22 protein-coding genes are annotated in these 26,498 nt (G+C 46.0%); 10 read left to right on the top strand and 12 right to left on the bottom strand.

The window, feature by feature from the left end; genetic code table 11:
• Positions 1–34: 34 nt before the first annotated feature.
• From SPEA_RS18475 to crp, 4 genes are all read right to left on the bottom strand, one after another.
• A complete protein-coding gene (locus SPEA_RS18475; RefSeq protein ID WP_012156710.1) occupies positions 35–1,360 on the bottom strand; it encodes an ATP-binding protein in 1,326 nt (441 codons plus the stop codon).
• Entirely contained in the window at positions 1,357–2,031 is a 675-nt protein-coding gene (locus SPEA_RS18470) for a response regulator transcription factor (RefSeq protein WP_012156709.1), read from the bottom strand. Before SPEA_RS18470 ends, SPEA_RS18475 begins: the two co-directional genes overlap by 4 nt.
• Before the next feature lie 109 nt (positions 2,032–2,140).
• The gene (locus SPEA_RS18465) at positions 2,141–2,476 is read right to left on the bottom strand and encodes a PepSY domain-containing protein (protein WP_041411086.1); all 336 of its coding nucleotides are present in this window, start codon (positions 2,474–2,476) and stop codon (positions 2,141–2,143) included.
• Between the two features lie 80 nt (positions 2,477–2,556).
• Positions 2,557–3,192: a cAMP-activated global transcriptional regulator CRP gene (gene crp, locus SPEA_RS18460; protein ID WP_012156707.1), complete on the bottom strand. Its 636-nt coding sequence runs from the start codon at positions 3,190–3,192 to the stop codon at positions 2,557–2,559.
• A gap of 453 nt (positions 3,193–3,645) precedes the next feature.
• Between crp and SPEA_RS18455 the strand changes: the two genes are divergently transcribed.
• Positions 3,646–4,428 (top strand): tetratricopeptide repeat protein, encoded by a 783-nt coding sequence (locus SPEA_RS18455; protein ID WP_012156706.1) that lies wholly within the window; start codon positions 3,646–3,648, stop codon positions 4,426–4,428.
• A 734-nt stretch (positions 4,429–5,162) separates the two neighbouring features.
• Here SPEA_RS18455 and SPEA_RS18450 read toward each other — a convergent pair.
• The 3 genes from SPEA_RS18450 to SPEA_RS18440 form a co-directional block, all read right to left on the bottom strand.
• Positions 5,163–6,050, bottom strand: a complete 888-nt coding sequence (locus SPEA_RS18450) for a phosphoribulokinase (RefSeq protein WP_012156705.1) — start codon at positions 6,048–6,050, stop codon at positions 5,163–5,165.
• Between the two features lie 130 nt (positions 6,051–6,180).
• The gene (locus tag SPEA_RS18445; RefSeq protein ID WP_012156704.1) at positions 6,181–6,435 is read right to left on the bottom strand and encodes a YheU family protein; all 255 of its coding nucleotides are present in this window, start codon (positions 6,433–6,435) and stop codon (positions 6,181–6,183) included.
• Positions 6,429–7,409, bottom strand: a complete 981-nt coding sequence (locus tag SPEA_RS18440; RefSeq protein WP_012156703.1) for a hydrolase — start codon at positions 7,407–7,409, stop codon at positions 6,429–6,431. The genes SPEA_RS18445 and SPEA_RS18440 overlap by 7 nt, the downstream gene beginning before the upstream one ends.
• A 166-nt stretch (positions 7,410–7,575) precedes the next feature.
• On the opposite strand from SPEA_RS18440, the gene SPEA_RS18435 reads away from it, so the two are divergent.
• Together SPEA_RS18435 and SPEA_RS18430 are read left to right on the top strand one after the other, a co-directional pair.
• The gene (locus SPEA_RS18435; RefSeq protein WP_012156702.1) at positions 7,576–8,094 is read left to right on the top strand and encodes a hypothetical protein; all 519 of its coding nucleotides are present in this window, start codon (positions 7,576–7,578) and stop codon (positions 8,092–8,094) included.
• A gap of 181 nt (positions 8,095–8,275) precedes the next feature.
• Positions 8,276–9,871: a GMC family oxidoreductase gene (locus tag SPEA_RS18430; protein ID WP_012156701.1), complete on the top strand. Its 1,596-nt coding sequence runs from the start codon at positions 8,276–8,278 to the stop codon at positions 9,869–9,871.
• 118 nt (positions 9,872–9,989) lie between these two features.
• Here SPEA_RS18430 and SPEA_RS18425 read toward each other — a convergent pair whose 3' ends face one another.
• Together SPEA_RS18425 and SPEA_RS18420 are read right to left on the bottom strand one after the other, a co-directional pair.
• Entirely contained in the window at positions 9,990–10,463 is a 474-nt protein-coding gene (locus SPEA_RS18425; RefSeq protein WP_012156700.1) for a TIGR02444 family protein, read from the bottom strand.
• A gap of 141 nt (positions 10,464–10,604) precedes the next feature.
• Positions 10,605–12,515, bottom strand: coding sequence for an ABC transporter ATP-binding protein (locus SPEA_RS18420; protein ID WP_041411084.1), 1,911 nt, complete (start codon positions 12,513–12,515; stop codon positions 10,605–10,607).
• A 141-nt stretch (positions 12,516–12,656) separates the two neighbouring features.
• Between SPEA_RS18420 and SPEA_RS18415 the strand changes: the two genes are divergently transcribed.
• The 3 genes from SPEA_RS18415 to dbpA all read left to right on the top strand — a co-directional run bounded on the left by SPEA_RS18415 (position 12,657) and on the right by dbpA (position 15,478).
• Positions 12,657–12,866 (top strand): YheV family putative zinc ribbon protein, encoded by a 210-nt coding sequence (locus SPEA_RS18415; protein ID WP_012156698.1) that lies wholly within the window; start codon positions 12,657–12,659, stop codon positions 12,864–12,866.
• Positions 12,867–13,031: 165 nt separating this feature from the next.
• Positions 13,032–13,727: a DUF3313 domain-containing protein gene (locus SPEA_RS18410; RefSeq protein ID WP_012156697.1), complete on the top strand. Its 696-nt coding sequence runs from the start codon at positions 13,032–13,034 to the stop codon at positions 13,725–13,727.
• 341 nt (positions 13,728–14,068) lie between these two features.
• Complete coding sequence (gene dbpA, locus SPEA_RS18405; RefSeq protein ID WP_012156696.1) at positions 14,069–15,478, top strand: ATP-dependent RNA helicase DbpA; 1,410 nt, start codon at positions 14,069–14,071, stop codon at positions 15,476–15,478.
• A gap of 194 nt (positions 15,479–15,672) precedes the next feature.
• On the opposite strand, the gene SPEA_RS18400 is transcribed toward dbpA, so the two are convergent.
• The gene (locus SPEA_RS18400; protein ID WP_012156695.1) at positions 15,673–17,208 is read right to left on the bottom strand and encodes a DEAD/DEAH box helicase; all 1,536 of its coding nucleotides are present in this window, start codon (positions 17,206–17,208) and stop codon (positions 15,673–15,675) included.
• A gap of 406 nt (positions 17,209–17,614) precedes the next feature.
• Between SPEA_RS18400 and SPEA_RS22875 the strand changes: the two genes are divergently transcribed.
• From SPEA_RS22875 to cydC, 4 genes are all read left to right on the top strand, one after another.
• The gene (locus tag SPEA_RS22875) at positions 17,615–17,815 is read left to right on the top strand and encodes a DUF3565 domain-containing protein (RefSeq protein WP_012156694.1); all 201 of its coding nucleotides are present in this window, start codon (positions 17,615–17,617) and stop codon (positions 17,813–17,815) included.
• 204 nt (positions 17,816–18,019) lie between these two features.
• Complete coding sequence (locus tag SPEA_RS18395; RefSeq protein ID WP_012156693.1) at positions 18,020–18,361, top strand: DUF3622 domain-containing protein; 342 nt, start codon at positions 18,020–18,022, stop codon at positions 18,359–18,361.
• A 354-nt stretch (positions 18,362–18,715) separates the two neighbouring features.
• Complete coding sequence (gene cydD, locus SPEA_RS18390; protein WP_041411082.1) at positions 18,716–20,536, top strand: heme ABC transporter permease/ATP-binding protein CydD; 1,821 nt, start codon at positions 18,716–18,718, stop codon at positions 20,534–20,536.
• Complete coding sequence (cydC, locus tag SPEA_RS18385; RefSeq protein WP_012156691.1) at positions 20,536–22,275, top strand: heme ABC transporter ATP-binding protein/permease CydC; 1,740 nt, start codon at positions 20,536–20,538, stop codon at positions 22,273–22,275. Before cydD ends, cydC begins: the two co-directional genes overlap by 1 nt.
• A 66-nt stretch (positions 22,276–22,341) precedes the next feature.
• Here cydC and SPEA_RS18380 read toward each other — a convergent pair whose 3' ends face one another.
• Positions 22,342–24,171 (bottom strand): methyl-accepting chemotaxis protein, encoded by a 1,830-nt coding sequence (locus tag SPEA_RS18380; protein ID WP_223296529.1) that lies wholly within the window; start codon positions 24,169–24,171, stop codon positions 22,342–22,344.
• A 367-nt stretch (positions 24,172–24,538) separates the two neighbouring features.
• Positions 24,539–26,419 carry a methyl-accepting chemotaxis protein gene (locus tag SPEA_RS18375; RefSeq protein ID WP_012156689.1) on the bottom strand — a complete coding sequence of 627 codons (1,881 nt, stop codon included), beginning with the start codon at positions 26,417–26,419 and terminating at the stop codon, positions 24,539–24,541.
• Between the last annotated feature and the right edge of the window lie 79 nt (positions 26,420–26,498).

Below are 26,498 nucleotides of genomic sequence, written 5' to 3'. Positions count from 1 at the left end.
GGTTTTTTTATTGGCTGCTCATTATGGATAAAGATTAGAACAATAACGTCACTTTTAGACCTGGTAGACTCTGACTGTGCTCAAACTTAAGTTCAATCTTGTACTGTTCGGCAATATCTTTAACGATCGACAAACCTAAGCCATGGCCCATGGTGGCTTCATCGAGACGTTTGCCTCTGTGGGTTAGTTGGGCTAATTGCTCGGTTTCAACCCCTGGACCATCATCTTCTATGGTCAATTTTAACTGCTGTTCATGGTTGCTAATGCAGACTCGAATTTCTGAACTGGCCCACTTATAAGCGTTATCGAGTAGGTTACCCAATAGCTCCATGCCGTCTTCACGATGCATAGGGAGCCGAGTGATGGCGCTTGGAATATCGAAGCGACAGTGAATCGATTTGGTGCGATGAACCTTGTCTAAGGTTTGGGCTAAGTCTTCGATATCTTTTGGCAGTTGCATCTGCGCTGCAGGTAGCATGTCGCCGGTGATCCGCGCCGCAGCCAGTTTTCGCTCAATCATCTTATGCACCAAATTGAGTTGTTTTTGTAGCGCCTCGGCGGATTCGGGCTCTTTTAAATACAGAGCTTCTACCTGTTGCTGCATCACAGCTAACGGTGTCTTTAGGCCATGGCTTAAGTTACCCAAATTATTGCGGCTGCGTTCAATCTGCTTGCTGGAGTAGGCGAGTAGCTCATTGTAGTTTTTGGCTAAAGGCTGCAGCTCTAAGGGAATAGAGTTGAGGTCAAAAGAGGATATTTCGCCTTCTCGCAATTTAGCCAAGGTGTCCTTCATCTGATGAACAGGTTTAAACGATTGGCGTAGAACTAAGAATATACCTGTGATCATCGCCAGTAACATGGCCAGATTTACGATGAGTTTAGTGCCATAGACCTCGGAGAAAACTTTGCGTCCGATACTCAGATCTTGCGCAACCGTAAGAGTGGCGTTAAGGCCAGACGTATCAGATCTCAGGCCGATAGAGAGCAGCTGAATATCGTGGTTTTGCGGCCCTTTAGTCTGCCAAGCTCGGGTTTCACCTTTCTCTAGATCCACCACCTCGAGGCGTTGATCCCATAGTGAGCGCGATCTTAATTCTTGTTCAGGTAGGTCTAGTTGATAGTAACGCCCTGAATAAACAGGACGATAGAAGCTGGAAAGTTGGCTTTCATCTATGCTAAAGGTGCTATCTTCTAGGTGAGTGGCGAGCAAGACTTGCTGCAGATCTTCTTGTAATCTGGCGATGATCGAGTCGTGGAAAGCTTGGCGTAGCATAGACTCGAAAAAGATGATCCCCACCGCAGTGGAGATCACCACTAAGCCTGTTAACCACAGGCTTAGTTTGGTGCGGATTGATATCATTGGGTTAGGCCGTGAAAGATATACCCTTGGCCACGACGAGTTTCGATGGCGGTTTTGCCAAGCTTCTTACGTAAGTGGGTCACGTAAACTTCAACCACATTACTCTCTTTTTCATCGTCAAACTGATAAAGCTTGTCAGTCAGTTGTGCCTTAGACAGGAGCTTTTTAGGAGACATCAGGAAGATCTTGAGTAACCTAAACTCCATGGCCGTAAGCTCAAACGTTTGCTCGCCAACTGTTACCGATTGCTGCCCCTCATCGAGAGCTACGCCTGCATAGGTGAGCTGCTTGTTAGGGGTGTTAGCCTTGCCGTGCGCACGCTGAATAAGAGCCTGAATGCGAACCAGCAACTCTTGGGTATGGAATGGCTTACCTAGATAATCGTCTGCGCCCGAGTTAAACCCTTCGACTTTTTCATGCCACTGGCTGCGTGCGGTCAGCATAATCACAGGGGTATGGATACCTTGCTCACGCCAGCTTTCAAGCAGTTCTAGGCCATTACCGTCTGGTAGGCCAATATCGAGAATGACGCAGTCGTAGTTGGTTTCTTTGATTAGATAATCTGCTTCACTGACTTTATCTGTGCTGTCAGTAACATAACCAGCCTGTTTAAGCTGTTTCACTAGCTCTTCGACTAATAAGGTGTTGTCTTCAACAAGAAGTAATTTCATAGGGTGCTCTCAATGATGCCTAGTAGAGTGGAAGGCGTTTTACAGAGTTAGTTCATGTTAACCCAAAAGTGCCACACCAGTGCAATTAGATTTGATTCTTAAGTCATTATTAAACTTGTTCGGCGTTACAGCTGGCTGGAAGCTGAGTGGGTTTGGCAAGTTGGCCAGTGCTGGCGTCGAGTATTAGTTCAACGAGTTGGCCTTTTAGAGTACGAATTTGTACTTCATAGCGCCACTTGCCATGGTGTTGATATAAGTGAGCATCAATGAGCTTGCCATGACACATGGCTTGAATACTGCTAAGAGTGAGGTCAAGGGAGAGTATTTGACCGCTTTTGACTAAAGTCTGCGCTTCATAGTGCTGAACTTCAACTTTTTGATTAGCGACCGCAGCAGGCAAGTGTAGCATCGCAGCCATAAGGCATAGATATAATGCTAGTTTCACACAGAACTCCTAAAAAAAATGGCCTGAGATAATCTCAGGCCACTTTATAGAAGCTGTCTTAAACCGAGCTTAATACTGGCTTATCGTGTTCCGTAAACCACAATAGTTTTGCCATGCGCTTGGATAAGGTTTTGTTCTTCAAGCATTTTCAAGATACGACCTACTGTCTCACGAGAACAACCAACGATTTGGCCAATCTCTTGACGAGTGATCTTGATCTGCATGCCATCTGGATGCGTCATTGCATCTGGCTGCTTTGCAAGGTGAAGCAATGTTTGTGCAATTCTTCCAGCAACGTCAAGGAAAGCAAGATCACCTACTTTCTGGCTTGTGCTGTGTAGGCGGTAAGCCATCTGTGATGAAAGCTTCATCAAGATTTCTGGGTTAACCTGAATTAGCTGCTTGAACTTCTTGTAAGAGATTTCAGCAATTTCACAAGCTTGCTTAGCACGAACCCATGCAGTACGTTCTGCTTGCTCTTCAAATAAACCTAGCTCACCGATAAAGTCGCCTTGGTTAAGGTAAGAAAGAATCATCTCTTTACCTTCTTCGTCTTTAATCAAGACAGCAACAGAGCCTTTTACTATGTAGTAAAGTGTATCTGAATCTTCACCAGCGTGGATCAAAGTACTTTTGGCTGGATATTTATGAATGTGACAGTGTGATAAAAACCATTCCAAAGTTGGATCTGGTTTTGGCTTTCCAATCAGAGCCATGCCTATGTTCCTCGGCTGATTACATTATAAAGTAAGAGTATGCTAATTAAGCATCTTACGTCAATTAAGCTATTAAAACCTTGATAGAAGTCTTAGTTTGGACTTACCCGTTCAAAGCCGCCTAGCCATTTAGATATACGTATTCTGATACATTAGCAATATATGTCAACTGAATCCGCAGCTAAGCCTAATTGTTGAGTTAACAATTAGGCTTATATCACATCTTGTTACAATCTCATTCCCTTGTATGAATGCTGGGCAAGATTTCTGTGTGTATTTTATGCGCTAAACAGCGGGTTGTTACCAATGAAAACAATTCTCATTACTAATAATGTGGTATTTACACTCGACATTCAAGCTTATTTCTGGCTAACTTGAGGCAGAATAATATTAAAGAGGCTGATGGCGATTGTTCATGTTTTCAGTCATTTTTATGAGTTGTAGGAGAGCGTCGTGAATTGTAGACCTTGGATTTTAAATACTGTTGTGGTCTTGTGTTTAGCTGTCAGCAGTGGAGCTAGTGCATTCTCGATCCCACAACCTAAAGGCGCCGAAGAAGCAAGCCGCCTCGCACATATTCAACTTAAAGCGACCCAGGGTGATGAAGATGCACAGTATCTGTTGGGTTTAATGTACTTATCTGGTCGTTTTGTCGCACAAGACAGAGACTTGGGGCTGCAGTGGCTCACAGACGCTGCCGAGCTTGGACATGCCAAAGCGCAGCAGACTATTGCCGATTTGGCATTTGAAGGTAGTCTCATCGAGCGAGATATTGCGACTGCCGAGCAGTGGTATAGCGAGTTAAGCAAACAGGGAAATAAGTGGGCTAATTTTAGACTCGGTTTTATTTATGCCGCTGGCGGCCAAGGCATTGAGCGAAATTGTGGCAAGGCGGTCGAACAGTTTAACGCCGTGGGCGATATGATCTCTTTAGGCAATGTGGCTTGGATTTTAGCGACCTGTCCAGAAGCACAATATCGTAACGGTAATAAAGCGCTAGAGTTATCCTTAGCATTGCTAGAATCAGATGAGCAAGACCCAACTAACTTAGATAACCTTGCTGCCGCTTATGCCGAAATTGGTGATTTCAACGCAGCTATCTCGACTCAGCAGAAGGCGATTAAGGCACTTAACCTTAGTAAAGATCAAAGTAAAACAGCAGAGTTCAAGCAGCGCCTTAAGACTTATCAAAATTACGAACCTTACCGTGAAGTCTTGCCGCTAACCGACAATTAGTTATTATTAGCTCCCATGAATAGAAAGCTCCTAAATAGGGGCTTTTTTTGTGTTTGAAAAACGCAAAGAGCAGCAGAGCAAGCATGAAGGTGGAATTTGTTTTCGATGATAGAACTAAGGTAAGGAGAGGTCAGCTAGCAATCCCAAGAAGAACAACGGATCAAGCGTGAAGGTGGAATTTACTTTTTGTATTTTTACAAAAAAGGTGAGGTCTAGATAAGGTCAGCTAGCAATCTCAAGCAGATAAACAGATCAAGCATGAAGGTAGAATTTGCTTTTTAAGGGAGTTTATAAGATAAGGTCAGTCAGCAATCCCAAGCAGAAAAACAGATCAAGCGTGAAGGTAGAATTTGCTTTTCGTGAGTATTTTAAGGAGAGGTCAGTCAGCAATCCCAAGAAGGTAAACGGATCAAGCATGGATGTAGAATTTACTATGTTGGTTATTTATGGATTTGTTTTTTGAAGATATTTATAAGATAAGGTCAGCTAGCAATCCCAAGAAGGTAAACGGATCAAGCATGGATGTAGAATTTACTATGTTGGTTATTTATGGATTTGTTTTTTGAAGATATTTATAAGATAAGGTCAGCTAGCAATCCCAAGAAGGTAAACAGATCAAGATGGGGGAATTTACCTCCAAGGGAATGCTAACTTATCGTTCTTTCGCCTGAAATCCCGATAAGCAGCAGTCTACATAATCAGGCTTAAACTAATCTTAATAAGCTTAGCGAAAGTTACTCACCATCTTCAGAAATTAGCTCTAGCCGCTTATCCATCAAGTCTTTTACCAGGGGAGTTAGAATAAGCTCCATGGCTAGGGACATCTTGCCACCGGGGACCACCAAGGTATGCATGCGTGACATGAATGATCCTTGGATCATTTTTAGGTAATAGGGAAAGTCGACATTTTTCATGCCACGAAAACGGATCACCACAAAGCTTTCATCTGAAGTTGGAATGCTCTTGGCGCTAAATGGATTAGAGGTATCTACCGTGGGGACACGCTGAAAATTAATATGGGTGCGGGAGAACTGTGGCGTCATATGGTTAATATAGTCATCCATACTACGCACAATAGAGTCCATCACCTTCTCACGACTATGTCCTCGCTCTGAGGTGTCACGAATAATCTTCTGGATCCACTCAAGGTTGACGATAGGTACCATGCCTATGAGCAGGTCGACATGCTGGGCAACATCACAGTCATCGGTAACAACACCTCCATGAAGCCCCTCGTAATAAAGCATATCGGTATTTTCAGGCAGTGGATGCCACTGGGTAAAAGTACCAGGCATCTGATTGAAGGGAACTGCTTCATCGAAGGTATGTAAGTAGGCGCGAGTCTCCCCCTGCCCTGTATTACTGTAATCACTAAAGCACTGCTCAAGACGGTTAAAGTCATTAGCTTCTGGGCCAAAGTAGCTAATATTACGATTCTCGGTCTTCTCTTTACGGATCATCACCGCCATTTCAGGTCGGGTGAAGTGATGAAAGCTATCGCCTTCAACAATGGCTGCATTGATACCTAGTTGCCTAAAGATATGGTTGAATGCCGTTGTTGTGGTCGTTGTGCCTGCACCAGAGGAGCCAGTTACTGCAATAATAGGATGTTTCGCTGACATTTTTTTATCCAAAATATAGAGAGTTAACTATCACCTGTACACTAGCCAAAAAAGCTAACGATAGTGACTTTGGTAAGCAGATTGCGATTCAGTATCTTCAGTTATACGGACTCGCTTAGCTTAGGTCAATTTAATCGTAAGCACTCTCTTGAGAGACGATATCTTCTTTACGTCTAATACCGATAGATTCCTCTTCTTCATTATATTCAACCACTAAAAGGCCTTGCTTGAGTGCAGTCTTACACTGAATCATGGCCCTATCCATGCTGTGTTCACCATCGCCAGAAAAACTGCCATCTTCGACTTGGCTAATCAGATACTCTTTAACTAGGTTGTCAAAAGTGTCGCTAGGTAACTGGGTTAAAGACTCATAAGGCACTAACATACTGATGTTTCCATTGAGGTTAAAAAGTTTAATACACGTTTTTCAAGATAATACTGCGGACGCCAAGGGCTACCACCTTCGATAAAGCCCACATGACCACCATTATCGTGCAGTTCATATTGCACTTGAGCCGACAGCTGCAGTGGCGTCGGGATCACCGCATGAGTCATAAAGGGATCATCTTTAGCGTGGATCACTAAGGTCGGTTTAGTGATCTGACTTAAGTAAGGCAAGCCACTGGCGCGGGTGTAATAGTCATCGACATCGGTAAAGCCATGTAGCGGCGCGGTGATCTTATCGTCGAATAGATAAAAGGTGGTGAGCTGCTCAATATCCCTCTTACTTATTGGCATTAAGGCTTGCAGCTCTGGCCTCGCTATCTTTCCACGCATTTTTTCTTGTAACTGTTTAATTAGATAGCTTTGGTAAACTTTAGAGAAGCCTTTCTCTAATCTATTGGCACAGGAACCGAGTTGCAGTGGTGCCGAGATGGCAACGCCTCTATCAATTAGGCTACGTTCTTGTTGCTCGCCTTGATATTTGACCAGCACATTGCCACCTAGGCTATAGCCTGCCGCAAGTAGGCGACTGCCGGGGTACTGGGTCTTTAAGTGACTCAAGCTGGTTTGCAAATCTTGAGTATCGCCACTGTGATAACCCCTAACGAGTCGATTGAGCTCACCTGAACAGCTACGGTGGTGATGCACCACAGCGCATAAGTCTAGTGCCTTACAGGCGGCTAACATACGACGAGCGTAATGGGATTGAGCGCTACCCTCCAAGCCGTGGATGATCACCAGTATTGGCTGATTGTCTTTAGGCGAACCTTGCCAGTCTAGATCGATAAAATCACCATCGCTGAGTTCCAACCTCTCACGTCGCAGCTGTGGTTTGTCCACTTTGGTCAGTACCGGAAGAATCGTTTGAATATGGGGGTTTTTAGCCCACCAAGGGGGAGAAAATATCTGGCTCATAATAATTGGCTATTGCTGAAAATTAAAACGTGTGTTTAATTGTTATTGTCAGCAGAGTGTAACATAGATTTTAAACTGGTCTTTTATTCGCTTTGTTTCCAGTTGTAAGTGGCTGGGCCGTGATGTTTTGCCGACACGAACTTAATTATAAGAATGAGAGGACTCGATGGAGCGACGGACTTTTATCACAACCGCATTGGCAGGTACTGCATGCTTAGCGCTGGGCGTTAATTATTACTCGACCGATTATATCGGCGTTAATAAGCAGCTCGATGACAAGCACCGTTTGTTATTTAGTGTGCTGGTGCCAGTATTCTTAGATGGCGCGCTACCCGATGTTGCTACGCTAAAACGCGATTCGATAAATAGAACTCTAGATGCTATCGAGCACACCATCTCCATTCTTCCCCAAGACACCTTTGATGAACTGGAGCAACTGTTCGAGATGCTAGAGGGGCGGTTGGGACTGTTGATATTAACTGGCAGCATGACGCCTTTGATGATGCGCAACCAGGCCGAACTGATAGAGATGCTACAAGCTTGGCGAACAAGCTATATGGACATGATGGTGACCGCCTACCAAGGACTAAGGGAGTTGGTGATGGCGAGTTACTACTCTAACCCAGAGCATTGGAGCCGACTGCATTATGCTAAGCCGACGTTCCTTGAAAATATGAAGTCTTGAGGACATGAAGTGGTGCGATTAGTTAACTATCTAGCTTACGGCGCTAGCTCCGAGCGCTCTAGCCGTGAGCATTGGAGCCGACTGTATTATGCTAAACCGACGTTCCTTGAAGATATGAAGTCTGGAGGATATGAAGTGAAGTTATTTCTTAACTCTGAGCTAAAAGGGAAGGGGAGCCTATATGGCCATTGAAGATCCTATCGTAACCGGACTCGATTCTGGATGGGCGCATATTAATGCATCTAAGCTCAGTGAAAACCAAACCTTAGAGGCCGATGTGGTGATTGTCGGCAGTGGCGCGGGAGGCGGCGTCGCGGCAGAAATTCTTACCGAGGCTGGCTTATCTGTGATCATCGTTGAGGGCGGTCAACTAAAGTCATCGAAAGATTTTGTCATGGAGGAGCGAGTCGCTTATCCAGATCTCTACCAGCAAGCGGCGGGGATGAAGACAACCGACAAGGCGATCGGTATTTTTCAGGGCCGCGGCGTAGGTGGCTCCACCACAGTCAACTGGACCACTTCTATCCGCACTCCAGAGCCCGCATTGGATTATTGGGCGCAGACAAAATCTGTTGTAGGGCTCTCTCGCACCGAGCTAGATCCTTGGTTTGAGAAGATGGAGCAACGGCTTAATATCAGCAAGTGGGCCTACGATCCTAACCGTAATAATCAAGCCTTAAAGCAAGGCTGTGAGACATTAGGTTGGGAGCACACTGTGATTAAGCGTAACGTCAAAGGTTGTTGGAATACGGGCTATTGCGGCATGGGCTGCCCGGTAAATGCTAAGCAGTCTATGTTGGTGACCACGATTCCCGCGGCGCTAGATCGCGGTGCAACACTGGTGAGTCAGGCTCAGGTCATTAAGCTTGAGCATCATAACGACAAGATCTTCGCTGTTAAGGCTCAAGCGGTCGATAAAAATATGAAGCCTATGCCTGTGGAAGTGATGTTTAAGGCTAAGCACTATATTCTTGCGGCCGGGGCGATTCATACTCCAAGCATTATGCTGCGCTCCAAGCTACCGGATCCTCATGAGATCATAGGTAAGCGTACTTTCTTACATCCGACCTTGCTCAGCGGTGCTGTTTTTAGCGATCCGATTAATGGTCACAGCGGGGCGCCGCAGTCTATCTATTCTGATGAATTTGTCTGGCAAGATGGCGCCGACGGAGAGCTAGGCTACAAGCTTGAAGTGCCACCCATTCACCCAATTCTGATCGCTTCAAAAACTGTTGGCTATGGCAAGAGTCACGCGCAGCTGATGGAGAAATTTAACCAATTACAGGTCACTATCGCATTAGTAAGAGACGGTTATCATGACAATAGTCAGGGGGGGCAGGTTAAGCTGACAGACCATGGCTTTACCCTAGATTACCCTCTTACCGATGCGTTTTGGCGTGCGGCGCGGCGTGCATATGCCAGCATGGCAGAGTTGCAGTTTGCGGCAGGGGCGCAGCAAGTGCTGCCAATCAGTGAGGGTATGCCTTACTTGTCGAGCTGGAATGAGGCTAAAAAGGCTATTAGCGAAATGGATTTGGCACCGCTGAAAACCGTAGTGGCATCGGCTCATGTGATGGGGGGCTGCCCATTTGGTGAGGACCCCAAGTTAGCTATGGTGAACAGCTTTGGTGAATCACACTACTTTGATAACCTGTCAGTGATGGATGGCTCGATATTCCCAACCAGCCTAGGGGCCAATCCTCAGTTGTCTATCTATGGTATTACCGCCAGAAACGCGACTCGATTGGCTGAGAGGCTTAAGCCCCAAGCTAGTTAATAGATAAAAAATATGAACTCAGCACAAACTGAGTTCTTTGCTTTAAAAGCGATAAACCATGAAGTGCTCACTTGGTTTGCTACACGGAGGACGCGAAGAAAAGCTAGGGCTGGCTTTTCTATTGTGAAGCGCTCTGCAATGAGGGGTAATTGCGGCTATCTAAATTAAACAGGGCTAAATAATGGCTGAGGTTATGGTAACTACTTATATTAGTACTAGTGCTTGTTTGCTCTTCTAGCGGCATAAGTTTGAGTGCAGTTAAAATCATCGCCTGAGATTTTCGCTCCAACATCAGCTCTAGCTCTAACATCTGTCGGTATTCGCCTGTTGCAAGACAGGCTTTGCTTTGGCGTCTTAATTGTCTGTAGGGCAGTAACAGCTTCCTTTCCCAGCTGTGAGTGTCTTGCTGTAGTTGACGCCATTGTAGCTTGGGCAGTAAGTAGTGATGCATATCGAGCCAAAGGGCTAATAGCAGCAAATTGACATTGAGCTGGTGGTCATCTTGCAATTGTAAACACAGACTCTGATGCTGCATATAGAGGGGGTCGCAATCACTCCACAAGCTAAGAGATAAACGGTTAGACAATGTCATAGGGTGAACCTTCTGATTATCGTTTCACTCATTATTAAGCCATGATAACAAAATGGGGAGCCGTGCTCCCCATTTGTCTAATTCAGCCTAAAACTTTGGCTCGAACTTTGGCTCGAACTCCGACTTAAACTGAAATCTAAGCTAGGCTTCGGCGCGAACGCTTTGCTCTATGGTTTCGATCTCTTCTTGGATTTCTAGCCACTCCATTTCACTCTCCTCTAACCCTTGAGTCAGCGTTGTACGCTCAGTGAGTACTTGGGTGAGTTTAGCCTTGTTATCGGCATCATAAAGGCTAGTATCGGCCAGCATATCTTCAAGCTCTTTTAGGCGCTCGTTAGCTTTATGCTGTTCTTTTTCAAGTTTAGTCTGCACCTTCTTAAGTGGTGACAGCTTCTGTCTTAGCTCTGCATCCAAGCGTTTCTGTAGCTTCTTGTCTTGAACTGGCTTGCCAGTCTCAGTCTCTTCCGACTTGCCAGCGGTCTTAGCTGCATCGAGCAACCACTGATGATAATCATCTAGGTCGCCGTCGAAGCTTTTTACTTCCCCCTGGTCGACGAGATAGTAATCACTGCAGCTTAAGCGCAATAGATGTCTATCGTGCGAGACGATAATCATTGCACCTTCAAAGGTCTGTAGAGCCATGGTTAACGCATGACGCATCTCTAGATCTAAGTGGTTAGTTGGTTCATCGAGTAGCAATAGGTTTGGGCGTTGCCATACAAGCAATGCCAGTACTAAACGTGCCTTTTCACCACCAGAGAAGGGGCGAACCGGTGACAATGCCATATCGCCGTTAAAACCGTAACCGCCTAAGAAGTTACGTAGTTCCTGCTCTTTAGTTGTTGGGGCTAGGCGCACCATATGCTGCAGCGGTGAGTCATCTAAGCTTAAAAATTCCAGCTGATGCTGAGCAAAATATCCGATGTTTAAGCCCGGATTTGTTTCATACTGACCTTTCATCGGCGAGAGCTCGCCAGAGAGCAGTTTTACTAAGGTCGACTTACCCGCACCATTGCGACCTAGCAAACCGATACGAGCACCGGGAACTAGGTTGAGATGAACTTTCTTAAGGATTTCGGTTTCACCGTAACCGATAGAAACCTGCTCCATTGTCACCAGTGGATTTGGCAAGGCTTCAGGTTCTCTAAATGCCATATGGAATGGGCTGTCGGCTTGTGATGGCAGTAGCTCAGCCATACGCTCAAGCGCTTTTAAGCGACTTTGAGCCTGCTTGGCTTTACTGGCTTTATAGCGGAAACGGTCAACAAAAGATTGCATATGGGCGCGCTCTTTTTGTTGACGCTCAAAGGCGACTTGTTGCTGCGCCATACGCTCGGCACGAACACGCTCAAACGAGGTGTAGTTACCCTTGTAGTAGTTCAGTTTTGTGTTTTCGACATGAACGATTTCATCGACGATACCATCGATAAAGTCGCGGTCGTGACTGATCAGAATAAGCGTGCCTTGATAGGCTTTAATCCAGCCCTCTAACCAGTACATGGTGTCTAAGTCCAAGTGGTTAGTTGGCTCATCGAGAAGTAGTAGATCTGAGCGACATAACAGAGCTTGGGCTAAGTTAAGACGCATGCGCCAACCACCCGAGAAACTCTTCACTGGATTGCTTTGCTCTTGCTCGCTAAAACCTAGGCCGGCAAGTAAGCTTGCGGCGCGAGAATGAATGGCATAGCCGCCAATAGCATCAATTTTGCCATGCAATAGGGCAATCTTATGACCATCGTCGGCTTCTTGGGCTGCATGTAACTCGGCTTCAAGTTCGCGGTATTCGCTATCGCCATCGATCACATATTCAATTGCCGATACGTCAAGTGCAGGTGTTTCCTGTGCCACAGTGGCCATCTGCCAACCGCTAGGCATAGTAAATTCACCTTTATCTAGGCTGATTTTGCCCAAGATAAGCGCAAGCAATGAAGACTTGCCGCTGCCGTTTGCTCCAACGAGACCGACCTTGTGGCCTGGATAGACGGTTAATGAAGTTTCATCGAGCAAGGTTTTCGAGCCACGAACGAGTTGAGCTTGAGAGATGGTGATCATTGAAGTCGGCTTACACAGTAAATATTGGCAGGGATAATAGCCTAGAAGGCATAGCAACATCTACGCACATCGGGGAAAAATACGGTCATAGCGCAGCTTTTGTGGCAAAATGTTAGACATATATGGACTGGAAGTAAAATCATGACTACAACAACTAAAAAAGTGAAAAAACGTTTCGTGGCTGGCGCTAAGTGCCCTAAGTGTCAGGCCAAAGAGTCTATCGTGCTATTTAAAGAAAACGGCATCGAGACTGTTGAGTGTGTCGACTGTGATTATCGTGAGCAACAGACAGAAGAGAAAGTTGTGAAAAAGGCCAGTGGTGCAGTGATTGGTGTGTTTAATCCGGATTAGTGCTTAATAGTGTGACTATATTAGGCAAGGCAGATGCTGAGGTTTTTAATCAAGGTATGATTATACATCTGTGTACCAGGCTGTTGTTTGTGTTTGGGATCGTGTAAACTTTGTTCTTTTAGCGCTAGCAAGACTGTCGGCGTAGACTTTAAGTGAGTAACCATAATGACTGCCACACGTATATTTATTCTGACTATGACCCTACTATTAACTGGCTGTGGAGTCGTTCAGGATTATAGAAACTCACAGATGTTTAGCTCGTTCGAAGATTTTCGTCCAGGTCCTGAAGGTGGCAGCGATTTGATTTGGGCGCAGCCGGGGATTAAGAGTCTAGAAGATCTTAATCACATCCTCGGTCAATACGACAATGTTATCGTCGATCAGGCTTGGTTGGTATTAGATGACAAGACCCGATATGACAACTTAGACGAGCAAGATATTATTGAAGTGTCGCGGTACTTGGTGAGTAAGATTAAAGACAAAGCCAGTAAGCGCTTTAACGTCATTGATCAAGACACGCTCAACAGCGATAGCGCTAAAACCTTAAGAGTCAGTGTTGCCCTAACCAATATTGAAACCCCTAATCCGATTTTAGCCGTTACCAGCAGCCTTCTGCCTGTAGGACTTGGGATCTCGAGTATCTCAAAGGTTGTGACGGGTGAGCATACTAATGTGGGCAGCGCAACGATAGAACTTATGATTAGCGATGCAAAAACGGGTCAACCTATCGTTGCTGTTATCGACCGAAAAGCGGGCAGTAAAGACTTTAGCACCATGATAGATTCTACTGATGATGCAAAAGATGCCGTCGATTGGTGGGTTGAGCGTTTAGGCTCAACTTTGCGTGGAGAGGCACTCTAGATTAGCTGAAAACAGCAAGCAAGATTAAAAGCTGGCTCAATTGTGCCAGCTTTTTTATGCTCTTTTTTCTGGGAATGAAACTCTGCAGTAGTAAATCACTGAGGCAACAGGCCAAATGAGGCATATTTAGCGCTAATCACTATTCGATATGCTGCAACTAAAAGAATAACTGCTACAATAGCGCGCTATAATTTATAGCGATAGAAAACGACAGCTTTTGCTCCTGATGATTTGGAGCCTTGTCACCATGATTTTATCACTGCCAAGCGCGATTTGATGAGCCTTAGTAAGGTATCGAGTTCAAGATCCCTAATGAGCAGTGAATACTTAGGAAAGATACTTTGACTCAAACAGTCCCGAATACCGAAGGCCAAGCGCCATTCTCAAGCCTTAAGCTGAAGACTGAGCTGCTAGATAACCTGAAAACAATGGGTTATGACTCTATGACCCCGATTCAAGCGCAAAGCTTACCTGCAATCCTTAATGGCGAAGATGTTATTGGCCAAGGTAAGACTGGCTCAGGTAAAACTGCTGCGTTCGGTTTGGGCTTATTGCACAAGTTAGACGTTAAACGTTTTCGTATTCAGTGTTTGGTTTTATGCCCAACACGCGAACTTGCCGACCAAGTGGCAAAAGAGATCCGTACACTAGCGCGCGGTATTCACAACATTAAAGTGTTGACCCTTTGTGGCGGTGTGCCAATGGGGCCGCAAATTGGCTCACTAGAGCATGGCGCACATATCATAGTTGGTACGCCGGGCCGTATTATCGATCACTTAGATCGCGGTCGTTTAGATCTAGAAAATGTGCATACCTTAGTACTTGATGAAGCCGACCGTATGCTAGAGATGGGTTTTCAAGTAGAACTCGAAGGTATCATGGATCGCATGCCAATAGAGCGCCAGACGCTGCTATTTAGTGCTACTTTCCCTGAGCAGATCCAGTCGATTGCCGATAAGATCATGTTCAAGCCTGTGCTGGTTAAAGTGGCTTCGACTCATGCTACAAGTACCATTGAACAACACTTCTATGAAGTGGGTAATAATAACGATCGCATGCGTGCGCTTAAGTTATTGCTGCTGCAATACCGCCCTGAGAGCGCAGTGGTATTTTGTAATACCAAGCGTGAAACCAAAGACGTTGCGGCGCAGCTGAAGAATGACGGTTTTAGCGTTGTAGCGCTACATGGCGATCTTGAGCAGCGCGATCGCGATCAAACACTACTTCAGTTTGCCAATAAGAGTGTGTCTATCATGGTGGCGACAGACGTTGCTGCTCGTGGTCTTGATATCGACGCATTAGACGCGGTAATTAACTATCACGTAGCTTATGACACCGAAGTTCACATTCACCGTATTGGCCGTACTGGTCGTGCGGGTAGCAAAGGTTCGGCGCACACTTTCTACAATGACGAAGACGGCTACAAGATTGCACTACTCGAAGATTACTTAGAGCGTGATATCGTTAATGAAGCCCTACCTTCAGAGCACTTGTTAGATACCTTCCCGGTACAACCTGTGATGATCACCTTGCAAATTGATGGTGGTAAAAAGCAGAAGTTACGTCCTGGTGATATCTTAGGTGCGCTAACGGGCGAGAACGGTATTGAAGGTAGCGAAGTCGGTAAGATTAAAATCACCGATATGCGCGCTTATGTGGCGGTTAACCGCAAAGTGGCTAAAAAGGCACTGCAAAAAATTACTAACGGCAAGCTAAAAGGCCGTTCATATCGTGCATGGGAAATGCGTTAAGCGCATTTTCTTTATTATTGGAGTGAGTCTACCCATTTGATTCACTCTGACAATGACAAAGTTAAGCCATAAAAAAAGCAGCGTATAAACGCTGCTTTTTTTGTGTCTGTAACACTTATGCCAAGGGCGCTAATACCAAGACCAATGGATAGTCTTGGTATTTGTGCCTGGAACAATGAGCTAACAGCTAATGATTAGCTATTCTGGCTTGGCTTATTTGCACTTCTGTTAGCGTTAGAACGACGTTGACCAGATGGCTTGCTTTGACTGCGCTCTGGGCCGCCATTTGAGTTGCCATTAGCCGTATTTGGTCTGCGTTGGCGTCTAGGCTTACTTGGTTGTGAATTAGGACTAGGCTGGTGGCCGCGAGCCATTTCACCACTACGTTGGCCGTCTCTATGTTCAGTTTTAGCACCGTCGTTGCTGTTTTGGGCATTATTCTGACCATTGCTTTGGCGACGTTGAGGAGGTTTGTTACCAGCTCCACCAGAGTTAGGGCTACGTGAACGTCCGTTACCGCGACTTTGATTACCACTGTTACGTGGACCTCTATTCTGGCCATGAGACTTACCGGTCAAATCAGTTTCAGGTAAGTTGTGAGTCGGCTCTAAACCTTCAACTACACGACGCTCTAAGTTCTGCTTGATCAGTAGTTCAATGTCACGTAGTAGTTTAGTCTCTTCGTTGCTCACTAACGATACGGCATGGCCAGATGCGCCTGCACGGCCTGTACGGCCAATACGATGCACGTAATCTTCTGGTACGTTTGGCAAGTCAAAGTTAACTACTTGTGGTAGTTGGTCAATATCAAGACCACGAGCTGCAATATCGGTTGCTACCAGCACTCGAACAGCACCACTCTTAAAGTCTGCTAAGGCTTTGGTTCTAGCACCTTGACTCTTGTTCCCGTGAATCGCCGCTGCGGTAATGTCTTTGGCCTCAAGGTTTTTTGCTAGGCGGTTAGCGCCGTGCTTCGTACGGCTAAATACCAATACTTGTTGCCAATCATTCTGTTTAATTAGTTTGACTAAAACTGCAGTTTTTTGACTTTGATCGACAGGGCAAACCCACTGCTGCACTGTGTTGGCTGTTGCGTTACGTGGGGTAACTGAGATCTCAACTGGATTGTTAACTAAGCCTTTGGCTAGTTGACGAATATCATCTGAGAAGGTTGCTGAGAACATTAAGTTCTGGCGCTTAGCAGGCAGAATCGCAAGGATCTTCTTAATGTCGTGAATAAAGCCCATGTCTAACATGCGATCGGCTTCATCAAGCACCAGTACTTCAAGCTGACTAAAGCTCAAGGCACGTTGATTATATAAGTCGAGTAAACGACCTGGGGTCGCTACAAGAATATCGACACCGCGGTTAAGCTTAGTGATTTGTGGGCCAATACCGACACCACCAAATACTACGGCTGATTTTAGCGGTAAATTTTTACCATAGGTTTCAACGCTTTCGCCAACCTGAGCCGCAAGCTCACGTGTTGGGGTTAATACTAATGCACGCACTTGTTTAGCTGGAGCCTTAGTGCCTTTTGAAAGTAACTCTAGTAATGGCAGGGTAAAGCCTGCTGTTTTGCCTGTACCTGTCTGCGCAGCGGCCATCACGTCTTTACCTTCAAGTACGGCTGGAATTGCTTGCGCCTGAATTGGTGAAGGAGTGTCATAACCTTTATTGGCAACGGCTTTCAAAATTTGGGCTGATAGGCCCAGTGAGGCAAAACTCATAGATAGGTCTCATTTCGGCTGCGAAATAGGCGTTAAAGTGCGACTGGCAGCGGTTTCAGGGGGCCTGCGGATGCTGGCGGTCGTGCAGCTTACAGGATCTGCTTAAAAAGCGCTAATTATTAAACAATCAGCCGCTAAATAATCAGCTCAGCCTGCCAATCGTTTTTTGTTGTTAAATGAGTATGGCACTAAATGGCGTTTGGCCTGGTGGAATTGCAGTGGATTGATAATTGTTAGCCGCTGAAATCGACTAATTTTGAAAAAAAATATCGATTGTGTGATTTTTGGGCAATTAAAAGATGTTGTATCAGCGCCGCATGTGTTAATCTCGCGCCCCTGAAAGTTTCTCTACCGATTTTTACCAGCAAAATCTAGGTAAGGATTATACCTAATTCGGCGGTTTGTCATGCTGCAGCCTATCGTGAGCTATCATCAAGATGATGAAAATCATTGGGTTGCCAATTTGTCTTGCGGTCATACTCAGCACGTACGCCATCGTCCTCCTTGGGAACGACGAGATTGGGTAATTCATCGAGAAGGCAGAAATGCCATGCTTGGTTACAAGCTGAATTGTAAGCTGTGTGAATTAGACTCGGGAATGGAATAAGCCTCGTGGCAATGAAAGGTGATCATTAGCGACGTGGTTGATAAACAGAATTATGAACGCGAGAGTGATGCTTAGGGTGTTGGTCTTGCGTATTGATTGAGCTTAGCTATAACTATATCGGATTGGCTTCCCTCCTATGGGGCCTGCTAGGGTGTATAGTCTGTTTGGCTCAAGTATTAGAATTATTGTTAGGATAAAAGTAACATGACACAAACTAAGAAGTATGATTTTCGCGTAGTCGCTGATGGCGCAACTTGGACCGGTCAGATCACTCGTCGTCAAACGGCAAGAAAGATCGTTGTATCTAAGAGCAAGAAAGGTTTTGCCACTGAAGCAGAAGCGCAAGCTTGGGGCGAGACTGAGCTTAAGTCATTCTTAGAGAACTTGATTAAGCGTAACGAACGCAAGGCTAAGGCTCGTGGAGAGCGTAACGAAGCGGCTGAAGCTAAAGAGTTAGCTGCTGATGCATGGCGCAATGCGCGTCCAAGCAAAGAGTCTGGATTCGATGAAGATAACCTAGATTATGAGTCTGACTCAGAAGGTTAATCTTGCTTAGCAAGTCTATTTGTTTTAGCGATAGCTAAATAAATTGAGAAACCGCATTAAGCCTAGCTTGATGCGGTTTTTTTATATCCGTCATTCAGGTTCTACAGTAGTTGATAAGCTCACTTTTATTGATCTAGCTCAATTTTTGTGAGTCCGATAGCAAATATATCAACCCCATTTTATTCTGCGATTAATGCCTGCGATACTCAGACAATATTAAGATGCATTCTCGTTTTATTACGTTTATCGCTATTGAACTTAAGCCCTGAATCAAAGTCTTTAACAAGGTGCGCATCTCGATTAGTAAAGATGCCAAGCATCAACTCATTCCCATCGTCGTTAGTCTGGAATAACATGGATAAAACAGTAGAAAAAAAGCTTACTAAATGGCTTAAACAGCAGAAAAAAGCCTGTGGTTTTTATCTGAATCTGTCGGTTTTTTTCGGTGTGTTAACCGGACTAAGCTTGATGTGCCAAGCCTGGCTCATAGCAACAGTGCTGCAAGGGATTATTATTGATGAGTTACCTAAGAGCGATTTCATTAATCACTTCTGGGCGCTGCTAGCACTAACGGTAGTTCGTGGTGTACTCGCTTTTGCTCGTGAGCGTGCCAGTTTTCAGGCTGGAGCAAGGCTTCGGGTTCAGATGCGCGGCGCGGTGCTCGATAAGTTAGCCTTGCTCGGCCCAGCCTTTATTAAGGGCAAGCCCGCTGGCAGCTGGGCCAGTATCGTGCTGGAGCAAGTGGAAGATCTACAAGATTTCTACGCCCGTTATCTGCCACAAGTGGTGTTGGCGGGATTCATTCCCTTGATCATTTTGGTCGCGGTATTTCCGATCAATTGGGCGGCGGGCCTTATTTTGTTGGCGACCGCACCGCTTATTCCTATGTTCATGATTTTAGTTGGCATGGGCGCTGCCGATGCTAATCGCAAGAATTTCAGTGCATTGGCTCGCTTAAGCGGCCACTTTATGGATAGGCTAAAAGGCCTGTCTACCCTCAAGTTATTCAATCAAGGCGAGAAAGAAGCAAGAGTTATCCGTAAGGCGTCGGAAGAATTTCGCGAGCGCACCATGGCGGTGCTGCGAATGGCGTTTCTAAGCTCTGCGGTACTGGAGTTTTTTGCGGCGGTATCGATAGCGGTACTCGCTGTTTACTTTGGCTTTAGCTACTTACACCATCTGAATTTTGGTCACTATGGCGTTTCAATCAGTTTGTTTACTGGTTTGTTTGTGTTGATCTTAGCGCCTGAATTCTATCAGCCTCTTAGAGACATGGGCACTCACTATCACGCCAAAGCTCAAGCTATTGGTGCGGCACAAGAGCTAATGGCGTTGCTGGACCACCCTACCGAGCAATATGGGGGTGATAAACAAGTGAACGGCGCCGTGGAGATTGAGGCCAAAGATGTATCTGTCTATAGCTTAGATGGCAGCCTATTACTGGGGCCTGTCAGTTTCCAGATTGAGACCAATGAACATGTGGCGATAGTTGGCCCAAGTGGCGCTGGCAAAACCAGTTTGCTTAACGCCCTACTGGGTTTTTTGCCTTACAAGGGGCAACTTAAGATTGCAGGTACTGAGCTAAGCGAATTAGCGCTCGAAGATTGGCGTAAGCAGTTGGCATGGCTTGGGCAAGAGCCGCAGCTTTTCCACGGCACTTTACGAGACAATATTGCCATGGGACGAGCCCTATCGGATGAAGCGATCTGTAAGTTGTTAGAGCAGGCACAGATCTTAGATTTTGTTGAGCAGCAGCCACTGGGGCTGGATTATCCTATTGGGGAGCAAACGGCAGGATTATCTGTGGGTCAGGCGCAGCGAATAGCCTTGGCGCGTGCACTGGCTCAGCAGTCGCAACTCTTCATTCTCGATGAGCCTACTGCGAGTCTAGATAGCTTAAGTGAGCAGGCGGTACAAAGTGCCTTAACGGCAGCCATGCAAGGTAAGGCATGTGTGATGGTTACCCATAGATTAGAGAATCTGAGCGCCATGGATAAAGTCTTGGTGATGGAGAAGGGCATTATAGTGCAGCAAGGGACATATGAAGAGCTTGCCTCAAAGCCCGGTACCTTTAAACAGATGCTAGAAGAAGCAGCAAGTGTGAGTGAGTTCGAGCTTAAAGTCGACACTCAAGACGCGCATATGCAGCAAACACAAGCTGAGGGAGATAAGTAATGAGAGCACTATTTCCTTATATTAAACGCTTTAAAAGCCAATGGTTTATGATGTTTATCGGCTTGTTTTTAAGCGTAACCACCTTGATGGCTGGTATAGGGCTATTATCTCTATCTGGCTGGTTCCTGTCGGCTGCCGCTGTTGCTGGTTTGACTGTGGCCACGGCGCAAACATTTAACTATTTCTCACCAGCGGGGGGCGTTCGCTTCCTATCGATAGTGCGTACCGCCAGTCGTTACGGCGAGCGTTTGGCAACCCATGAGGCGACCTTTAGCCTGCTGACCGATCTACGCTGTTGGGTCTGGAATAAATTGCTGCCGCTGAGCGCGAAGAATTTACAAGGTGTGCGCCAAGGCGACTTGCTTAATCGTTTAGTCGCCGATATCGATACCTTAGATCATCTGTATCTGCGTTTAATCACGCCGTTAGCGGCATCATTATTGATGATGTTGGCATTGTATTTTTTTGTGGGGCATTTCGACCCAGAACTGGCTCGCACTTTATGTAGCCTGCTGTTAGCTGTTTGGTTATTGCTGCCTACGAGCTTCTATTTTCTGGGTCGTTGGCCGGGTATCGCTCAGTTAGAGACCAAGAGGCTGTTAAGAGTCCAGCTATTGGAATACCTGCAAGGTCAGGCCGAGCTCACGCTGTTTGGCGCGCAAAAGGCATATAGAGACAGGCTCAATCAGGCGCAGAGCGCGATGATTAATAGTCAAAATGCGATGAACCGGGTGACCGCCCTAAGCCAAGCCTGCTTGATTCTGTGTCATGGCTTTGCTGTGCTACTGATGCTGTATTTGGCTGCTACGGGGGTTGGCAGTGCCGTGCCTCCGGGGCCAAGGCTCGCCATGATTGTCTTCTTAACCATGGCAACCATAGAGATGATGATGCCACTCGCTGGCGCCTTCCAACATCTGTCGGCCTGTAGCTCTGCGGCGACACGGCTCAATGAAGTAGTAGAGCAGAGCCCAAGCGTTACATTCGCTCAGCAAGCAAGCGTAGAGATCACTAGCGGTAATATCGGCTTTAACCAAGTCGACTTCGGCTATGTGGAAAATCAATGTGTGCTAAAGGGACTCAATCTTGAGATCCCTGCGGGGAAAAAGGTCGCACTGCTTGGGCAAACGGGCTGTGGTAAGTCGAGCCTATTATCGCTTCTAACTCGGGAGTGGTTGCCAAGCCAAGGATTAATCACTATCGACGGTCATGATGTGGCGGACTATACCGAGCAGCAACTGCGCCAAGCTATATCCGTGGTGAGTCAGCGGGTCTACCTTTTCAGCGGAAGTTTGCGTGATAACCTCGCCTTGGCCATTGAAGGAGCGACCCGTAAGGATGATGATAAGCTGATTGCAGTGCTGCAAAAGGTGGGACTAGACTGCTTACTGCAGGGGGAAAAGCCCTTAGATACTTGGATAGGAGAAGGGGGGCGTCAGCTCTCTGGTGGTGAGCAACGCCGGATCGGCGTGGCAAGAGTATTGCTCCGAGATGCGCCAATTTTGCTTCTTGATGAGCCAACGGAGGGCCTAGATAAGCGCACCGAGCGTGAAATTCTGCGGCTGTTGTTCGAGTTTGCTGAAGGAAAAACCATGCTAATGATCAGCCACCGACTCACCGCGATGAACAAGATGGACACTATCCACTTGATGGACCAAGGTGGGATCCGTACTAGCGGTAACCATGCACAGTTACTCGATTCAGATGACTATTACGCGAGCCTGTACCAGCGTTTAGTCTAGTTAATCAATAGAGAGTAAAAAGCCCTGAATGTTCAGGGCTTTTTATGACTAATGCTAGCAGTTCGTTTAGATCTTAAAACGAGAAACCCGTTCACTTAAGCTACTCGAGGTCTGTAGCATCTGCACCGCATTGTCGGTCACCTCTTGGGTTTGAGATGACAGTTGATGGGATGTATCGCTAATCGCTTGAGTATTACGGCTAATGTCCTCTGAAACGGCGCGCTGCTCCTCTGCTGCACTGGCGATTTGGGTCGCCATATCGGAGATCTCGGTGATTGAATCGGTAATACTCTCTAAGCTCTGCTTAGCTTGGTTAGCGAACTCGACACTGCTGTGGGCAATATCAGTACTCGATGCCATAGATGCTACCGCTTGTTGGCTATTTTGCTGCAAGGTGGTGATCATCGCACGGATCTCTTCGGTAGAGTCTTGAGTACGATGACTCAGCACTCGTACTTCATCGGCCACTACGGCAAAGCCTCGTCCCTGCTCACCGGCTCGGGCAGCTTCAATAGCTGCGTTAAGTGCCAGTAAGTTTGTCTGCTCGGCAATGGCTTGAATCGTCGATAAGATCTTATTGATCTCGGTGGCGTTCTCTTCGAGTGCAGAAACCACTTTCGAGGCATCACCAAGTTGCTCTGACAACAGCTCGATAGAGTCGCTGCTCTTAATAATAACGTCATTGCCTTCGATACAGGCTTGGGTTGATACTTGCGCAGCATTGGCAGTCATTTCGGCATGATTGGCCACTTCGCTCGCGGTTGCCGACATCTCATGGATAGCAGTGGCTATCTGATCCACATCTTGGTGCTGGCCATTCACGCCGTCACTGGCTTTGGCTGCTATGTCTGAAGACTCATGGATCTGCTTGATCAACTGCTCGGTATCATTTGATATCGCCTTAATCATCTGCTGTAGACTCGCTAGGAAGCGGTTCATATGGCGTTCTAACTGACCAATTTCATCTTCTCTATTTGCCGCAAAGCGTTGGGTTAAGTCACCATCGCCTTTCGATAGGGCTTCAATAGCAAGGCTAAGTTGTTGCAGTGGCTTAAACAGATAGTTTACGGCGACAGAAGCAATCAGCAATATGATGATGGCCAATATTGTTACTGCAAATAGAGACTGTTGGATCTGCTGTTCTATCGCCTGATAGGCAAGATTCTTGTCTTCGACTAAGCCTAAGGTCCAGTTTGTCCCCTTAAGCTGCGTTAAACTGATTAGCTTATCCTGACCATCTTGCCACTCTATGGTGCTAATTTCGCCGCTATTACGCAGGGTTTGAATATTTGACTGAGTCAGTTGTTGTGATAAACGCTTGGCGTCTTGCTGAGCATAGCTTCTATCTCTAAAGGCTAGGATGTTATTGTTTTCATCGAGTAGGAAAGCAAAACCTGAGTTGGCAATATTTAGGTTGTCGATCTGCTGCGTGATATAGCTAATGCTCAAATCTGCCGCTAATACACCAGAAAACTGCCCGTTAAAACGCTTAGCTAAGGTCACTACGGTATCGCCAGAGATATCCACATAAGGCAAGGTGGTGATGATCTCATGACTATTGAATGCATCTCGGTACCAAGGCCGGGTTCTACCGTCAAAATCTGCAGGGATCTCAACGCTCTTGTCACCAGAGATCACTTTGCCATTATCTAAGCCCATATACAGGTTGATAAAGCCGCCAGCCCGGATGCTGAGTTCGAGTTCCTTGGCATTATCTAAGCCATTTTGAAGTGGAGCTTCATTGGCGCTGATAATGCGCTTTTTGTCTGCTAACCAGCTAAAAATATTGTTACTGACTGCTTCACCTTGAAGTGCAAAGCGAGTCGCGATAGCGTGTTCGGTATGTTGGTTTAGTTGCTTAGTTGAGATTAGGGCTAGAACTGCTGTTATCGTCACGATAACCAGCAAGACAGCGAGCTGTATCTTTTGCTTAATTGTAAGGTTCATATGTTTATAATATTGACCGACGAGTCATTTAATCAAGAGCGGCTAAAGCTTGTCAGTACCTGCTAGGTCTTGTTGAGAGTGGGCGGATTATAATCGATGATAATTAATTGAGCATTTGAATCATCTCATCAGTGAGAGTTCAGTCTCAAACTATTAATAACTCACAATAAAATAATTGATGATGTTTTAACAAGCATCAGGGGAATAGATTCCTTTTGTCGACTAGATATTGGTTCACTGAGGGCTGACACCGGGGCGAGGTAAACAAAAGCCCTGTGAATGACAGGGCTTAATTAGGAGGCAAGGGTCTGTAGATTTAGATCTTAAAGCGTGAGACCCGTTCGCTTAACTCACCTGAGGTTTGCAGCATCAGCTGCGCGTTGTCACTGACCTCTTGCGTTTGGTGCGATAGTTCATTGGAAGTATCACTGATCGCCTGGGTGTTGCGGCTAATATCTTCTGATACTGCACGTTGTTCTTCGGCTGCACTTGCAATTTGGGTTGCCATGTCAGAGATCTCGGTGATTGAGTCGGTGATCCGCTCTAGGCTGTGCTTTGCTTGATTGGCAAATTCGACGCTAGACTTGGCAATATTCGTACTCGATGCCATCGACGACACAGCATGCTGGCTGTTTTGCTGCAGGGTGGCGATCATGGAGCGAATCTCTTCGGTAGAGTCTTGAGTACGATGGCTCAGTACACGTACCTCGTCGGCAACAACAGCAAAACCGCGACCTTGTTCACCGGCGCGTGCAGCTTCAATGGCGGCGTTAAGAGCAAGCAAGTTGGTTTGCTCGGCAATCGCTTGAATGGTTGAGAGGATTTGATTGATCTCTGTGGCATTTTCTTCAAGTGCCGAAACCACTTTCGATGCATCACCAAGTTGCTGTGAAAGCTGCTCAATCGAGTCGCTGCTTTTCACTATCACCTCGTTACCTTCTACGCAGGCTTGAGTTGATACTTGAGCGGCGCTGGCTGTCATCTCTGCATGATTAGCGACCTCGCTTGCTGTGGCTGACATTTCGTGGATTGCCGTTGCGATTTGATCTACGTCTTGATGTTGGCCGTTAACGCCTTCACTGGCTTTTGCTGCAATGTCTGAGGATTCGTTGATCTGCTTGATTAGCAGCTCAGTATCGCTAGAAATTGCTCTAACCATTAGCTGTAGACTCTCTAGGAAGCGGTTCATGTGGCTCTCTAGTTGACCTATTTCGTCTTGCTTTCTTGCTGCAAAACGTTGAGTTAGATCGCCATCGCCTTTAGATAGAGCTTCAATCGCATTAGATAGCTGCTGCAAAGGTTTAAACATGTGGTTAACGATGACAGAAGCGATAATCAAGATGATAAATGCAAGTATGACAACAACAATTAGCTTGTTGATGACTTGCTCTTCGATGGCTTGATAAGCTAAATCTCTGTCCTCAACTAGGCCTAAGGTCCAGTTGGTGCCCTTCAGTTTGGTTAATCGCAGTAACTTTTCACTGCCGTCTTGCCATTTAATCGTGGTGATTTCGCCTTGATCTCGTAATGACTCAATATTGGGGGCGGTTAATGACTGAGCTAGACGATTGGCATCCTTTTGAGCGTAATTAGTGTCGTGATAGGCGAGGACCTTGTTGTGTTCATCTAGCAAGAAAGCAAACCCCGCATTATCGATCTGCAGGTTATTAATTTGCTCGGTAATATACCCAATACTCAAGTCTGCGGCTAACACACCATTCATTGCGCCATTAAAACGTTGAGCTAATGTCACTACGGCGGCGCCCGTAATATCGACGTAGGGCGGTGTAATAATCATTTCTGAGCTGTTATAAGCCAGCTTATACCAAGGCCGAGTGAGCGGGTCATAATCTTCAGGCCAAGGTTGTGCCTTATCACCAGAGATAATATCGCCAGTATCAAAACCTGCGTATACGTCGATAAAGCCACCGCTGTTAATCGATAACCATAACTCTCTATCACTGTCTAGGCCGCGTTTAATTCGTGATTCGTTAGCTTTAACAATGCGTTTCTTATCCTCTAACCAGCTGAAAATATTGTTAGTCACTGACTCTGCTTGTAGCTTAAACCGAGTTGAAATAGCCATTTCAGTATCATGAGTTAGCTGACGAGTAGACAAAGTGGCCAGCGTGGCACTGATGGCAAGTATGGTCATTAATACGGCTAGTTGAATTTTGTGCTTTATTGTGAGATTCATTTTATTTACCGCTAATAAAATCAGTTTAATAAGTTGCTTAAGCTAAAGAGTAATGGAAGATTAGAGCAAAAAAGAGATT

This window comes from Shewanella pealeana ATCC 700345 (assembly GCF_000018285.1).
Classification (GTDB): Bacteria; Pseudomonadota; Gammaproteobacteria; order Enterobacterales; family Shewanellaceae; genus Shewanella; species Shewanella pealeana.
The sequence above is the reverse complement of the archived record's forward strand: the minus strand, read 5'-3'. Positions and strand labels throughout refer to the sequence as shown.